Annotated in this window: 15 protein-coding genes; 11 read left to right on the top strand and 4 right to left on the bottom strand. The window is 69.0% G+C overall.

Annotation, left to right across the window (positions count from 1 at the left end; translation table 11 throughout):
- The first annotated feature begins 29 nt into the window (after window positions 1–29).
- The 11 genes from ACXU4B_RS05165 to ACXU4B_RS05115 all read left to right on the top strand — a co-directional run bounded on the left by ACXU4B_RS05165 (window position 30) and on the right by ACXU4B_RS05115 (window position 9,876).
- Window positions 30–2,054, top strand: coding sequence for a translocation/assembly module TamB domain-containing protein (locus tag ACXU4B_RS05165; protein ID WP_131408386.1), 2,025 nt, complete (start codon window positions 30–32; stop codon window positions 2,052–2,054).
- Between the two features lie 38 nt (window positions 2,055–2,092).
- Window positions 2,093–2,698: a YdbL family probable chaperone protein gene (locus ACXU4B_RS05160; protein WP_131408384.1), complete on the top strand. Its 606-nt coding sequence runs from the start codon at window positions 2,093–2,095 to the stop codon at window positions 2,696–2,698.
- Between the two features lie 85 nt (window positions 2,699–2,783).
- Window positions 2,784–4,097, top strand: a complete 1,314-nt coding sequence (rlmD, locus tag ACXU4B_RS05155) for a 23S rRNA (uracil(1939)-C(5))-methyltransferase RlmD (RefSeq protein WP_131408382.1) — start codon at window positions 2,784–2,786, stop codon at window positions 4,095–4,097.
- A gap of 76 nt (window positions 4,098–4,173) precedes the next feature.
- Complete coding sequence (locus ACXU4B_RS05150) at window positions 4,174–4,701, top strand: CYTH domain-containing protein (RefSeq protein ID WP_131408380.1); 528 nt, start codon at window positions 4,174–4,176, stop codon at window positions 4,699–4,701.
- Window positions 4,695–5,717 (top strand): beta-N-acetylhexosaminidase, encoded by a 1,023-nt coding sequence (gene nagZ / locus ACXU4B_RS05145; RefSeq protein WP_131408378.1) that lies wholly within the window; start codon window positions 4,695–4,697, stop codon window positions 5,715–5,717. The genes ACXU4B_RS05150 and nagZ overlap by 7 nt, the downstream gene beginning before the upstream one ends.
- Window positions 5,714–6,262: a hypoxanthine-guanine phosphoribosyltransferase gene (locus ACXU4B_RS05140; RefSeq protein WP_131408376.1), complete on the top strand. Its 549-nt coding sequence runs from the start codon at window positions 5,714–5,716 to the stop codon at window positions 6,260–6,262. The genes nagZ and ACXU4B_RS05140 overlap by 4 nt, the downstream gene beginning before the upstream one ends.
- A 54-nt stretch (window positions 6,263–6,316) precedes the next feature.
- On the top strand, window positions 6,317–6,901 hold the full coding sequence (locus ACXU4B_RS05135) for an NADPH-dependent FMN reductase (protein ID WP_131408374.1): 585 nt from the start codon (window positions 6,317–6,319) through the stop codon (window positions 6,899–6,901).
- Complete coding sequence (locus ACXU4B_RS05130) at window positions 6,898–7,641, top strand: S-methyl-5'-thioinosine phosphorylase (protein ID WP_131408372.1); 744 nt, start codon at window positions 6,898–6,900, stop codon at window positions 7,639–7,641. The genes ACXU4B_RS05135 and ACXU4B_RS05130 overlap by 4 nt, the downstream gene beginning before the upstream one ends.
- A gap of 161 nt (window positions 7,642–7,802) precedes the next feature.
- Window positions 7,803–8,009, top strand: coding sequence for a cold-shock protein (locus ACXU4B_RS05125; protein WP_026633225.1), 207 nt, complete (start codon window positions 7,803–7,805; stop codon window positions 8,007–8,009).
- A 114-nt stretch (window positions 8,010–8,123) separates the two neighbouring features.
- The gene (locus ACXU4B_RS05120; RefSeq protein WP_131408370.1) at window positions 8,124–9,143 is read left to right on the top strand and encodes a N(4)-(beta-N-acetylglucosaminyl)-L-asparaginase; all 1,020 of its coding nucleotides are present in this window, start codon (window positions 8,124–8,126) and stop codon (window positions 9,141–9,143) included.
- A gap of 1 nt (window position 9,144) precedes the next feature.
- Complete coding sequence (locus ACXU4B_RS05115; protein ID WP_131408368.1) at window positions 9,145–9,876, top strand: copper homeostasis protein CutC; 732 nt, start codon at window positions 9,145–9,147, stop codon at window positions 9,874–9,876.
- Window positions 9,877–9,950: 74 nt separating this feature from the next.
- On the opposite strand, the gene ACXU4B_RS05110 is transcribed toward ACXU4B_RS05115, so the two are convergent.
- From ACXU4B_RS05110 to ACXU4B_RS05095, 4 genes are all read right to left on the bottom strand, one after another.
- On the bottom strand, window positions 9,951–11,717 hold the full coding sequence (locus ACXU4B_RS05110) for an ABC transporter transmembrane domain-containing protein (RefSeq protein ID WP_131408366.1): 1,767 nt from the start codon (window positions 11,715–11,717) through the stop codon (window positions 9,951–9,953).
- A gap of 75 nt (window positions 11,718–11,792) precedes the next feature.
- The gene (locus ACXU4B_RS05105) at window positions 11,793–12,389 is read right to left on the bottom strand and encodes an IMPACT family protein (RefSeq protein WP_131408364.1); all 597 of its coding nucleotides are present in this window, start codon (window positions 12,387–12,389) and stop codon (window positions 11,793–11,795) included.
- Entirely contained in the window at window positions 12,382–13,224 is an 843-nt protein-coding gene (locus tag ACXU4B_RS05100; protein WP_165583149.1) for a hypothetical protein, read from the bottom strand. The genes ACXU4B_RS05105 and ACXU4B_RS05100 overlap by 8 nt, the downstream gene beginning before the upstream one ends.
- Window positions 13,221–13,775 (bottom strand): RNA polymerase sigma factor, encoded by a 555-nt coding sequence (locus ACXU4B_RS05095; protein WP_131410374.1) that lies wholly within the window; start codon window positions 13,773–13,775, stop codon window positions 13,221–13,223. Before ACXU4B_RS05095 ends, ACXU4B_RS05100 begins: the two co-directional genes overlap by 4 nt.
- Window positions 13,776–13,891: the final 116 nt, after the last annotated feature.

Below are 13,891 nucleotides of genomic sequence, written 5' to 3'. Positions count from 1 at the left end.
TTCAGCTGATTTTGGCAGAATGGCGCGTCATGCGGCCCACTTCAAGCTACCTGCTGCTCGTCCTCGGCCTCCTGTTCTGGGTGGGCATGGCCGTGCCCGCACGGGCGGACGTGGCCCTGGGGGCCAAGGTCGTGGGCCTGCCGGGCCTCAAGATGCAGGACGTGGCGGCCCAGGTCGGCGAAGACGGGCAGGGCGGGCTGAAGCTCAGCCTGCGCGCGGCCCGGACCGAGCTGCCCGCCATGGGCTGGCGCCGGGTCGGTGTGGATCTGCAGGGCAGCTTGCATCGCGACCTCCACATGCGCTGGCTGTTCGATGGCACCGTCCAGCTGGCCGGCGCGCCCGGCGGGGCCCTGGGCAACAATGCCAAGGTCACCATGGTGGTGGACGAAGCGGCCAATACGCTGGAAATCAACATCAGCCAGGGCGCGGCGCAGGCCAGCACGGCCTTGCCGCTGGATCAGCCCACCCACGCGCAGATCAGCCTGAAGGACGTGCCTACGACCTGGCTGCAGGGGTTGCTGGGCACGGTATGGTCGGGCCGGGCCACCGCCGGCAAGCTGGACGCCGACATGGCACTGGACCTGGCCGAGAAAGGCATCCAGGCGTCGGGCCAGTTCGCGCTCAGCGCGGCAGGCTTCGATACGCCGGGCGGCACGCTCGCGGGGCAGTCGGTCAATGCCAATGGCCGTCTGAACGTCGATACCACTACCAGCCCGTCGCGCATCGACCTGGATACCAGCCTGCGCGGCGGCGAACTGCTGCTCGGGCCGATTTTCGCGCGCCTGCCGGATCATCCCGTGCAGTTGAGCCTGGCCGCGGCCACGCGCAACGGGGCGGTGGATATCTCTCGCCTGCGCGTCGCCGATGCCGATGCCTTGCAGTTCGATGGCGCCATGGCCTTCAGCGCCAAGGGCGAGCTGCAGAAACTCAAGCTGGACCGGTTGCAGAGCCGGTTCCCGGTGGCCTATCAGCGTTACGGGCAGGCATGGCTCACCACGCTGGGCATGCGCGACATGCGCATCGAGGGCCAGCTCACCGGCAGCATGGACATGGAGGCCTCCGGCCTGCGCAGCTTTGCCTTCGATACGGATGGGCTGGACATTGCCGATGGCGAAGGTCGCCTCGCCGTGAAGGGCCTGCGCGGCGGGCTGGACTGGGCCGTGGCAGGCGATCGCCCCGCGACCACGCTGGGCTGGCAGGGCCTGCAGCTATACCGCATGGCCCACGGCTCGGCGCAGGCCCACTGGGAGAGTCGCGCCGGCGCGCTCAGCCTGCAGCGTGCGCTGGACGTCCCCTTGCTCAACGGTCATGTGCGCATCGGCGACCTGGAGTGGCGTCCCGCGGCAGCCAAGGGTCGCCGCCTGTCGACCTCGCTGGCCTTCACCGGGATCGACATGGCGGCGTTCTCCCGCGCCATGGGCTGGCCCGAGTTTCCGGGCACCGTGGGCGGAGCGATACCCGCGCTGCGCTGGGTCGACGACCGCGTCGAGCTGGATGGCGGGCTGTCGGTCAACGTGTTCGACGGTTTTGTCGATATCACCCGGTTGTCGTTGCAGGGGCCGTTCAGTGCCAGCCCCGTGCTGGCCGGCGACGTGAAACTGCGGCAGCTGGATCTTGGCGCGATGACCAGCGTGTTCGATTTCGGCAACATCACCGGTCGCATGGACGGCGCAGTCGATGAGCTGCGACTGGTCAGCTGGAATCCGGTCGCGTTCAAGGCACGCCTGCAGGCCGACGGCGGCGGGCGCATCAGCCAGCGCGCGGTGAACAACCTCACCGCCGTGGGCGGCGGCGGCGTGGCAGCGGGCCTGCAGGGTGCGGTGCTGAAGCTGTTCAAGAATTTCAGTTACAAACGTATCGGCCTGAGCTGCACGCTGCAGGGCTCGGTATGCCATATGGGCGGGCTCGACAACACGCCGGATGGCTACACTATCGTCGAGGGCAGTGGCCTGCCGCATTTGCAGGTGGTCGGCCACCAGACCCAGGTCGACTGGCCCACCCTGCTGCGGCGCCTGAAGGCGGCCACCGAGGGCACGGCACCGGAAGTGCGCTGAGGACCCGCGTTAATCCCACACCCCCGAAGGAGTTGAACATGCGCAAGCTCGTCTATGGATTCCTGACCACGGCGCTGGTGGTCCTGGTGGGGTGCGTCACCATCAATGTCTATTTCCCCGAGGCGGCCGCGCAGAAGGCGGCGGACCAGTTCATCGGTACCGTGCTCGACAACGGCGCACCCGCACCCGCTTCATCGACCGCACAGCCGCCGGCACGGCCCAGGAAGCACGACCAGCCTTCGGCCATGCTGCTCGACCTGCTGGTGCCCGCCGCCTACGCCGCGGACACGCCGAACATCCGCCTGCAGACCACCACCACCGAGGCGATCCGCGCCCGCATGCAGGAGCGCTTCCGCAGCACCCTGGCGGCGCTGTTCGACAGTGGCGCGGTGGGATTCACCCGGGACGGCCTGGTGGCGGTGCGCGACGCGGCCAAGGTGCCGCTGGACCAGCGCGCCGGCCTGAATGCCGCCGTGGCGGACGAGAACCGCGACCGCGACGCGCTCTACCGCGAAGTGGCCAATGCCAACAACCATCCCGAATGGGAGGCGCAGATTCGCGCGACGTTTGCCAAGGGCTGGATCGAGCGCGCCCGCGCGGGCTGGTATTATCAGGATCCTTCGGGCGCCTGGAAGCAGAAGTAAGCCGTTCGCCCTGCGTTTCCGCCCCCCTTTGTCGCGCCCGGGTCGCCGATCCGGGCGCGCGCGTTTCCGTTGACCGCATGAACCCATGAAAGAATTCGAAGCCACCATCACCGACCTCAGCCACGACGGCAAGGGCGTCACCCGCATCGACGGCAAGGCCGTCTTCGTCAGCGGAGCCCTGTTGGGCGAGGACGTCAAGCTGCGCATCCGCAAGCGCCATCGTCATTACGACGAAGCCGAGGTAGTGGAACTGGTCACCCGCTCGCCCCATCGCGTGGAGCCGCTGTGCCGCCACTTCGGCCAGTGCGGCGGCTGCTCGCTGCAGCACCTGGACGCGCAGGCGCAGATCGAGGTGAAGCAGCGGGTGCTCAAGGACAACTTCGAGCGCATCGGCAAGGTGGCGCCGGAGCGCTGGCTGTCGCCGCTTACCGACGAGCCCTGGGGCTATCGCCGCAAGGGTCGCCTGTCCGTGCGCAGCGTGGCCAAGAAGGGGCGCGTGCTGGTGGGCTTCCGCGAGGAGAGCAACCCGCGCTTCGTGGCCGACATCACCCAGTGCGAAGTCGTGCATCCCGCGCTGGGCCCGAAGATCGGCCTGCTCGCCGAACTGATCGGTGGCATGGACGCGGCCGCGGATATTCCGCAGATCGAATTTGCCGCCGGCGATGATACGGTGGCGCTGGTGTTCCGCCACATGTCGCCGCTGAGCGAACGCGACAGCGCTACGCTGGTCGCGTTTGGCCAGCAGCACGGCTTCGCCATCTACCTGCAGCCGGGCGGCGTGAGCAGCGTGCATCCCTTGTGGCCGGAACATCCGCGGCTGGCGTTTCGCATAGCCAGCGACGACGCGGCCTTCGAGCCGGTGGAGCTGGAGTTCCGCCCGCTCGATTTCGTACAGGTCAACGCCGGCATGAACCGTCGCATGATGGCGCTGGCCATGCAGTTGCTCGAGCCGCAGCCGGGTGATCGCGTGCTCGACCTGTTCTGCGGCCTGGGCAACTTCACCCTGCCGATCGCGCGCCGCGTGGCCGAGGTGGTGGGCGTGGAGGGCGAGCACGGCCTGGTCGAGCGCGCCGCCGAAAACGCCGCGCGCAATGGCATCGCCAACGCCCGTTTTGAAGTGGCCAACCTGTTCGAGGACCAGCGCCACGCGCACTGGGCGAAACAATCGTGGGACAAGCTGCTGCTGGACCCGCCGCGCGCCGGTGCCGACAAGGTGCTGGAATACCTGCCGCACCGGGAAACGCGGCGTATCGTGTACGTCTCCTGTCATCCAGGCTCGCTGGCACGCGACGCCGGCATCCTGGTGCAGAAGCATGGTTTTCGCTTGAGCGCGGCCGGAGTGATGGATATGTTCCCGCATACCGCCCACGTGGAGTCGATCGCGTTGTTCGAACGCTAGGCCGACGCCGGGGGCGCCGGCGCTGCATGCGCGGCGCCCCGCCGGCTCCTCACTCAATCTCCAGCATGGGTTGCACATGGGCATCGAGATCGAACGGAAATTCCTCATTGCGGACGACAGCTGGCGCGAGCTGCCGGCACGCAGCGAGCGCATCGCGCAGGGCTACCTGATCGGGGCGCAGGCGCTGCAGAGCGGCGGCGCCAGGGCCTCGGTGAGGGTGCGCCGCACGGGTGACCACGCGTGGCTCAACATCAAATCCGCCCAGTTGGGCATCGAGCGCGCGGAGTACGAGTACCCGGTGCCGCTGGCGGACGCCGAAGAGATGCTGGCGACGCTGTGCGACGGCGTGGTGGAAAAGATCCGCCATCACGTCCACGTGGACGGCGCGGTGTTCGAGATCGACGAATTCTTTGGCGACAACGCCGGACTGGTCGTGGCCGAGATCGAGCTGGCCTCGACGGACGCCGCGTTTCCCCGGCCCTCGTGGCTGGGGCGCGAGGTCAGCCACCTGGGGCGCTACTACAACGTCAACCTGATCGCCCATCCGTATGCCAGCTGGACGCACGACGAGCGCGAAGCCGTCGGGGAGCCCGCGTCATGCTGATGATCGGCCTGGCCGGCACCACGCTGGCGACATCGGAACATGCCTGGCTGAAGGCGCATGGCGTGTCGGGCGTGGTGCTGTTCTCGCGCAACTACAGTTCGCGCGATCAGTTGATGGCGCTGGTCGATGCCATCCGCGAGGTGGGTGGCGAGGACATGCTGATTGCCGTCGACCAGGAAGGCGGTCCGGTGCAGCGATTCCGCGATGGCTTCACGCGCTTGCCGCCGCTGTCGGCGATCGGCGCCGCTTATGCGCGTGACCCGCAGGATGCCGTGCGCCTGGCCGAGGAACATGCCTGGGTGATGTCCAGCGAGCTGCGCGCCAGCGGCGTGGATTTCAGCTTCGCGCCGGTGGTCGACCTGGCCCGCGGCAATGCCGCGATTGGCCCGCGTGCGTTCCACGCCGATCCGGCGATTGCCGCCGAGCTGGCGCAGGCGTACGTGCGTGGCATGCACCTGGGCGGCATGGCCGCGGTGCTCAAGCATTTCCCCGGCCATGGCTCGGTGGCGGTCGACACGCACGAGGCGGCGGCGGTGGACAATCGCCCGCTCGAGGACATCCGTCGCGACGACATCCATCCCTTCGTCGAGGCCATCGCGGCCCACGCGGAAGCGGTGATGATGGCGCACGTGATCTATCCGGCCGTCGATGCGCTGCCGGCCGGTTTCTCCCGCCGCTGGATCGGGGAGATCCTGCGTGGCGAACTCGGCTTCCATGGCGCCGTGATCAGCGACGACATCAGCATGGCGGCGGCCGGTGCGGCCGGTGGCGTGGCCGAACGCGTGCGCGCGCACCTGGATGCCGGTTGCGACCTGGTGCTCGCCTGTTTTCCCGAGGTGGTGGAGCCGGCGATCGCCGCCGTGCAGGGACGTGCCGCGCCGGCGCCGGAGCGCCTGGCCGCCTTGCGCGGGGCCCTGGCATCCACCTGGGAAGGACTCACCGACAACCCCCAGCGCGATCGCTTCATCGCGCGCATCACGGCGCTGCATGCCGTGGAAGGACAAACGCCGGCATGAACCCCCAGACCCCTTCGCTGGCGGCGGCCCTCGCCGACGCCGACCTGCTGTTCGACCGTGCCTCGCTCGAATCGGTGATTGCCGACATGGGCCGCCAGGTCGACGCCGCTCTCGATGGCGAGCGTGCCGTGTTCCTGACCGTGATGAACGGCGCGCTGATCTTTGCGGGTCAACTGGCGCTGGCCATCCGCACCGACGTCGAATTCGACTATGTGCACGCCACCCGCTATCGCGGCGCCACCTCGGGCAGCGAGCTGCACTGGCTGCGCGAGCCCGCGGCCGACCTGGCCGGCCGCACGGTCCTGCTGGTGGACGACATTCTCGACGAAGGCCATACGCTGAAGGCCGTGCGCGACGATTGCCTGCGTCGCGGCGCGCGTCGCGTGCTGATCGCCAGCTTGTGCACCAAGGACCACGACCGCCTGGTCGAGGGCATCCAGGCGGATTTCAACGGGGTCGAACTGCCGGACCGCTACGTGTTCGGCTTCGGCATGGACTACCACGAGCAGGGACGCAACCTGCCGGGCATCTACGCGCTGAAGTGAGCCGTCAACGGGGCGGCCCCGGGCGGGCTCCCCAAGCAGCATGGAGAGTGGCGCATGAATATCCTCGGCATTTCCGGCAGCCTGCGGCAGGCCTCGTTCAACACCGCCTTGCTGCATGCCGCGCAGGAACTGGCTCCGGCAGGCATGAACATCATGATCCACCGCCTGCACGAGCTGCCGCTGTTCGACCAGGACGTGGAAGAGCAGGGCGATCCGCCGGCGGTGACGGCGTTCAAGGACGCCATCGAGAGTGCCGACGGCCTGCTGCTGGCCTGCCCCGAATACAACGGTGGCGTGACGGGCGTGCTGAAGAACGCCATCGACTGGGCCTCGCGCATCGGCAAGGCACGCAAGGTCGCCGCGCTCACCGGCAAGACGGCGTGCATCATCGGCGCCAGCCCGGGCATCACCGGCACGGTGCGCGCGCAGGACCAGTTGCGCCAGATCCTGCGGCGCGCGGGTGCGCGCACGGAACCGCAAGGTGACGTGCTGGTGTTCCAGGCGCATACCAAGATCATCGATGGGCGGCTCGCCGACGAGCGTACGCGCGACGCGCTGGGCCGCCATCTGCAGGGATTCGCCGAGCGGCTGGCCGCGACGGCGAAGGACGTCCATTTCGAACGCAGGAACAACCCGTGACTATCGATCTTGCCGTCATTGGCGGCAGTGGCTTGTACAACTTCCCCGGGCTGGAGAACGCCGCGCGCCAGAGCGTGGAGACCCCCTTCGGCCCGCCCTCGGGGGATGTGGTCGTCGGCGATTTCGCCGGTCGCCGCGTCGCCTTCCTGGCCCGCCATGGCGAAAGCCATACGGTACCCCCGCATCGGGTGAACTACCGCGCCAACCTGTGGGCGCTGCATGCGCTCGGTGCGCGCCGGGTCGTCGGCGTCAATGCCGTGGGCGGCATCCGCGCCGACATGGGCCCGCGGGTCATCGTGGTGCCCGACCAGATCATCGACTACACCCACGGCCGCTACACCAGTTTCTGCGACGTCGAAGGCGCCGAGGTCAGGCACATCGACTTCAGCGAGCCCTATACCGAATCGCTGCGCCGCCAGCTGGTCGAGGCCGCGGGCAGGGCCGGGCTCACGGTGGTCGACGGTGGCTGCTATGGCGCCACCCAGGGGCCCCGCCTCGAAACCCGTGCCGAGATCGCCCGCATGAAGCGCGACGGCTGCGACCTGGTCGGCATGACCGGGATGCCGGAGGCCGTGCTGGCCCGGGAGCTGGAGCTGGAATACGCCTGCCTGGCCCTGGTGGCCAATTTCGCCGCCGGCTGCGGCGACGAGGCCGAGATCAGCATCGAGGAAATCTTCGCCCATCTGGCCGCCGCGACCGCCGAAGTACCCCGGATCCTTGGCAGTTTGCTTAAAAGCTGAGCAGCACGTTCGGTTTTGATCGTGCAAAAACGATCACCATATTGCGCTTTGCCATGAAACATGTTGATACTTCCGTTGTGCCAGGGGCGGCGGACCAAGGGGTCAAGGTGGTTCAGCGGCATACCGTGGTGCATCCAGTCCATGATTCAGAGGTTCACGCAATGCGTTTCGGTACGGTCAAGTGGTTCAACGACGCCAAGGGTTTCGGCTTCATCGCGCCTGAGGACGGTGGGGAGGACGTGTTCGTCCACTTTTCGGCGATCAACTCCAAGGGCTTCCGTAGCCTGCAGGAAGGTCAGCGCGTGAAGTTCGAAGTCACCACGGGCCCGAAGGGTGCCCAGGCTTCGGGCGTCGAAATCGCAGGTTGATTTCGGCGTGCCGGCGCGCGCGCCGGTCATCGACGTAAGAAGGAAACCCCGCGTCGCAAGGCGCGGGGTTTCTGTTTTTCCGGACAGGCAACGACAGCAACTCTGGAGCAAGCGATGGTAGATCGTAGAGACTTCCTCAAGGCCTCCCTGCTGGGCGCTTCGGCGCTTGCACTCACCGGCAAGGGCGGCGCGGCCACGGCGGCGCCGGCCAGCGGCGGCGCGGTCGCACGGGTCATTTCCACGTGGGACTTCGGCGTGGCGGCGAACCAGGCCGCGTGGTCCGTGCTCGCCAGGGGCGGGCATGCGCTGGATGCGGTGGAAGCCGGCGTGATGGTGCCGGAGGCCGACCTCAAGAACCACAGCGTCGGACGCGCCGGCTATCCCGATCGCGACGGCCATGTCTCGCTCGATGCCAGCATCATGGATGCCGATGGCAGCTGCGGCGCGGTGGCGGCGCTGGAACACATCGCCCACCCGATCCAGGTAGCGCGCCGGGTGATGGAGCGCACGCCGCATGTGCTGCTGGTGGGCGACGGCGCCCTGCAGTTCGCTTTGGAGCAGGGCTTCAAGCGCGAGGAACTGCTGACTCCCGAATCCGCACAGGCATGGAAGGAGTGGCAGAAGACGGCGCACTACCAGCCGACCGCCAACAGCGAACGGCGCGACTACGGCAAGACCGGCCTGCCGGGCGGCAAGGACAACCACGACACCATCGGCATGCTGGCCATCGATGCCCACGGCCGGCTTGCCGGCGCCTGCACCACCAGCGGCATGGCGTGGAAGCTGCGCGGCCGCGTGGGCGACAGCCCGGTCATCGGCGCCGGCTTGTACGTGGATGGCGAAGTGGGCGCGGCGACGTCCACCGGCGTGGGCGAGGAAGTGATCCGCAACGCGGGCAGCTTCCTGGTGGTGGAGCTGATGCGCCAGGGGCGCAGTCCGCAGGAGGCCTGCCACGAGGCGGTGATGCGCATCGTCAAGAAGCGCCCCAACGCATCGAAGGACCTGCAGGTGGGCTTCCTGGCGATGAACCGTGCCGGCGAAGTGGGCGCGTTCGCCATCCAGCCCGGGTTCTCCTACGCAGTATGCGATGCGACGCGCCAGGACGGACTGCTGCCGGCCAGGAGCGTGTTCTGAAATGGCAGCGCGACTGCTGGAGGTAGCCGCCAACTCGCTGGCCTCCGCGTTGGCCGCCCAGTTAGGCGGTGCGGGGCGCATCGAGCTCTGCACGGCGCTGGAGCTGGGCGGGCTCACCCCCTCGCACGCGCAGATTGCCCTGCTGCGCGAGCGCGTGGCCTTGCCGCTGTACGTGCTGGTGCGTCCGCGCGCCGGCGATTTCCTCTGCAGCGACATGGACATCGAAACGATGCAGCGGGACATCGAGGCCTGTGCGTCGATGGGCTGCGATGGCGTGGTGTTCGGCGTGCTGGATGCCGGCGGTGACGTCGACCTCGCACGCTGCCGCGCGCTGATGGCGGCCGCGGGCCGCATGGGCGTGACCTTCCATCGCGCCTTCGACCTGGTACGCGATCCTGCGCGCGCACTGGAAGACGTGATCGCCCTTGGTGTCGAGCGCGTGCTGACGTCGGGCGGCGAGCCCTCGGCGCTGGCCGGTGCAGCGAAGATCCGGGGGCTGGTCGAACAGGCGCGCGGCCGCGTGGCGATCATGCCGGGCGCGGGCATCCGGCCTGGCAATGTCGCGCAGCTGGCGGCGGCGACGGGCGCCTGCGAGTTTCACGCGTCGGCCAAGCACAGCCTCCCGTCGGGCATGCGCGACCATCGCCACGACCGGCTGGGCATGGGCGACGGCGAGATCCGCACCGATGGCGATGAAGTGCGCGCGCTGGTGACGGCCCTGGCGGGCGACTGAAGTGATGGCCAGGGGAGTGGCCGGCGCATCGCCCGGCCACGTGGCGGATCGACCGGCCCGGCAGGTGCATGGCCTCAGGCAGTGAACTGCAACCTCGCCAGTTCGGCATACAGCCCGCCTTCGGCCAGCAGGCTCTGGTGCGTGCCCTGGGCCACGATGCGGCCGCCGTCCATCACGACGATGCGATCGGCGCGCTGCACGGTGGCCAGGCGATGGGCGATCACCAGCGTGGTGCGTCCCTTTTCCAGTCGCTCCAGTGCCTGCTGGATGGCGGCTTCCGACTGCGCGTCCAGCGCGGAGGTGGCTTCGTCGAGCAGCAGCAGCGGAGCGTCGCGCAGGATCGCGCGGGCGATGGCGATGCGCTGGCGCTGGCCACCGGACAGGCGCACGCCGCGCTCGCCCAGTTCCTCGTCGTAGCCCTTGCCCATGGCGCTGATGAAGTCATGGGCTTCGGCAGCCCGTGCGGCATCGCGCACTTCGTCGAGCTCCGCATCCTGGCGGCCAAAGCGGATGTTGTCGGCCGCACTGCCACCGAAGATCACGGTTTCCTGCGGCACCAGCGCAATCGCGCCACGCAGCTCGGGCAGGGCGAGGGCGCGCAGGTCCACGCCGTCGAGCATGATGCGGCCGCCCTGCGGATCGTAGAAGCGCAGCAGCAGGGCGAACACGGTGCTCTTGCCTGCACCGGATGGCCCGACCAGCGCCACCGTTTCGCCGGGACGGATGGCCAGGTCGAAGTCGTACAGCGCCGGTGCGTCGGGGCGCGTCGGGTAATGGAAGTCCACGTGCTCGAAGCGCAGTGCACCCTGCATCGGTTTGGGCAGTGGAACCGGCTGGGCCGGGCTGGTGATTTCGGCGTGCTCCGCGAACAGTTCGCCAATGCGCTCCATGGCGCCGGCGGCACGCAGCACATCGCCCCACACTTCCGAAAGGCCGGCCAGCGAGCCGGCAGCGAAGATGGCGTAGAGGACGAACTGCCCCAGCACGCCCGCGCCCAGCGCGCCGGCCAGCACGTCGCGCGCACCGGCCCACAGGACCAGCGTGATGGCGCCGAAGAACAGCACGATCACCGTGGCGGTGAGCATCGAGCGCATGCCGATGCGCTTGCGCGCGGTCGCCAGTGCGCGCGTGATGGCGCTGCCGTAGCGCGTGCTTTCGATATCCTCGCGCGCATACGCCTTGACCGCAGGGGCGGCGTTGAGGGTTTCATTGGCGACGGCGGCCGCATCGGCGAGACGGTCCTGGCTGGCGCGCGAGAGCTTCTGCACGCGACGGCCAAACACCAGGATCGGCAGCATCACGGCGGGAATCACCAGTGCGGTGAGCCCGGCCAGGCGCGGGCTGGTCCACACCATCATCGCCGTGGCGCCAAGCAGCATCACCGCGCTGCGCAGCGCCACTGAAATGCCCGAGCCGATCAGGGCCTGGATGACCTCGGTATCGGTGCCCAGTCGCGAGATCAGTTCGCCCACGCGGCTGCGCTCGAAGAAACTGACGTCTAGCCGGATCACATGCGCATACAGCCTGGCCCGCAGCGAGGCCAGCGCGCGTTCGCCCAGCAGGGTAATGCAGTAGTAGCGGGCGGCGGTGGCGAAGGCCAGCACCAGCGCGACGCCGAACAGGCCGAGAAAGGTGAGGTTGATGGCGGCGGCGTTGGAGTGCCCGAAACCCTGGTCGATCATGTGCCGCACGGCCATCGGCAGCGCGAGCGTGGCGGACGAGGAAATGGCCAGGAACACCAGCCAGCCGAATGCCAGCGCCCGGTGCGGCTTCACGAACGGCCACAGCTGCAGCAGGATGCCGATGCGGCGGGAAGGGCGTGGCGTGGCGTCGTCGCTCATGGGTTCTCGCTGGCAGGGGCAGTGGGCACGCGCAACAGGCGCACCGACTGAAAGGTGGGGCGGCTGCGCGCCGATTCAATCCACGCGACGCGCGCTGTAGCGGCCCCGGCTGATGTCGGTGATGCGCGCCTGGGCCTCGCCGACGCGGCTCTCGGGCAGGCGGATCGCCAGCTCGACGCCCTCCGCGTCGAAGCTCTCGTCGATGACCTCGGCCTCCAGCTCGCGCAGGCGGGCCTTGAGCAGCGCCAGCCCGGCGAAGTCACAGCGCAGTTGCAGTCGCGCCATGGCCACGATCGGCACGCGCTCGGCCAGGCGCAGGCATTCGGCCGCCGTGCCGCCATAGGCGCGAACCAGGCCGCCGGCACCGAGCTTGATGCCGCCGTACCAGCGCGTCACCACGACCACCACGCGATCGATGCCCTGGCCCTCGATGGCCTGCAGGATCGGTCGTCCCGCGGTGCCGCCCGGCTCGCCGTCATCGTTGAAGCGATAATCCTGGCCGATGCGATAGGCCCAGCAATTGTGGGTGGCGGCCGGATCACTCACGGCCTTGACCACGGCCAGGGCCTGCTCCGGATCCTCCACCGGAACGGCCTGGGCCAGGAAGCGGCTTTTCCTGATGTCCTCAGCGTGCTGGCAGGCCGTGGCGAGCGTGTACAGCGCTTCACTCATGGTCGGGCAGTTGGGCGCGCAGGTCGTCCGGCACGGCGATGTCCGGATGGACGCGACGGAAAGCCTGCAGCCGCTGCAGCGCTTCGTCGCGACGCTGCAGCGCGAACAGCTGGCGGATCTTGGCCAGTTCCTGCAACGGTGTGTCGGCTGCGTTGGCTGCCGTGGCGTCGCCCGGAACCGCAAGCCCCGCCATGGGCATGTCGGTGGCGCGCATGGGCGGTGCCGCCATGGTCGTGGCCTTCATCATCGAGCGGGCCTGCGGTTCGGCCGCGACGCGATCGGCCGTGGTGGCACTTTCGCTATTGGCCTGCGCGAGCGGTGGTGCCGCGGCCGGCGCCGCCGCGGGCGCCGGCATCGCCAGCGCGGGCGCCGATGCCGCCGTTTGCGCAGCTGCCGCCGAGGGCTTTGGCGCAGACAGGCGCATGGCATCGCGGGCGCGACGCGGGGCGGCGGTGGGCGGGGCGTAAGCCGTCGTGCCTTCCTGCGCCACGACCGGCTGCGCCGGCGCACTCGCGGGCAGCGTGGCAGGCGCCGGAGCCACAGGCTGGCTGGTGGCTTGCACAGTCGGCGCCGGTGCGGACGGCTGCAGCGGCACCGGTTGCTCGCGCATGCGCCAACTCAGCCCGGCAGCGAGCACCAGCACGGCGGCGCTGGCCGCCGCCACGGGCCAGCGGGCCATGCGCCTGCGCGCTGGCCGCACCGCCGCTGCCGCCGCCTGCCGGATGGCCTGGTCGGTGGCAGGGGACGGCTCGCGCGAGGGCAGGCTGCGATAAAGCTTGCGCAGCTCGTCCTCGCCGGGCAACGGTTCGTCGTCGTGATGGTCGGGCGTGTTCATTCGGCCAACTGTTCGCGCAATCGGTTCATGGCATAGCGCAGGCGCGACTTTGCGGTTTCGCGTCCCACGCCGGTGACTTCGGCAATTTCCTCCACGCTCAGGTCGTTTTCCAGTCGCAGCAGCACGGCCGTGCGCTGTTCTTCCGGCAATTGCTCGATGGCCAGCTGCAGGCGGCGGCGACGCTCGAACTCGGACAGCACGTGCTCGGGCTGCTCGCGCTCGGGGATCGAGATGTTGGCCAGCGCGCCTTCCGCTTCCTCGCCGGTGGCCAGCGGGCGCTTGCGCCGATGGGCGTCGATCAGCAGGTTGTGCGCAATCTGCAGCAGCCAGGTGGTGAACTTCGCCTGTGGCGCGTAGCGGGCACGCGCCGCGACGACGCGGCTCCAGGTCTCCTGGAACAACTCCTCGGCCAGCCGCGGATCGCGCGCCGCGCGCAGCAGGAAGCGATACAGCGTGCCGCGATGGCGCGCATACAACGCGTCGAACGCGGACACGTCGCCGCGCGCGTAGGCGAGCATCAGCCTTGCATCATCGTCCACGGCGACATCCATGGGCGGCGAGGTTAAGCCAAATCGCCGGACCGGGTAAGCATGGATCGCGGCGACGGGTTGATCGGGCATGGGCGGCGGGGCCGGCGTGGCATGGGGCGATAACGATGTAACGCGCC

The sequence above is a fragment of the Dyella soli genome (assembly GCF_054482295.1).
The sequence above is the reverse complement of the archived record's forward strand: the minus strand, read 5'-3'. Positions and strand labels throughout refer to the sequence as shown.